Source organism: Bradyrhizobium sp. CFUWI, from assembly GCF_056429085.1.
On sequence record NZ_JBWJZE010000293.1, the window covers coordinates 1 to 396 of the forward strand.

Here is a 396-nt window from a genome sequence, read left to right on the forward strand (position 1 = left end):
GTCGTTGAGCCCGGTCACGCTACCGGGCGGAATTTGAACTTATTTGCCGGTCTTGATCCGGGTCCAGGTACGGGTCTGCAGGCGCAGCACCTTGGCCGGCAACACGGCGGAAACGTAGAGCTTGTCGAGCACGGCCTGCGGCGGATACACCTCCTCGCTGTCGCTGACGCTCTTGTCCATCAGCGGGCGGGCCCCCGGTATCGCGTTGGCGTAGCCGACGTAGTCGCTGACCTTGGCGATCACCTCCGGACGCAGCAGGTAGTCGATGAACGCGTAGGCGTTATCGGCGGCCTTGGCATCGGCGGGAATCGCCATCAGGTCGAACCACAGGTTGGCGCCTTCCTTGGGAATCACGTACTGGATGTCGATGCCCTTGCCGGCCTCTTCGGCGCGGGC

1 pseudogene is annotated in these 396 nt (G+C 64.1%); it reads right to left on the reverse strand.

What is annotated here, in order from left to right:
* Window positions 1–39 precede the first annotated feature (39 nt).
* Window positions 40–396: pseudogene (gene spuE / locus AC066S_RS39870) on the reverse strand (spermidine-binding protein SpuE); the annotation flags it as partial.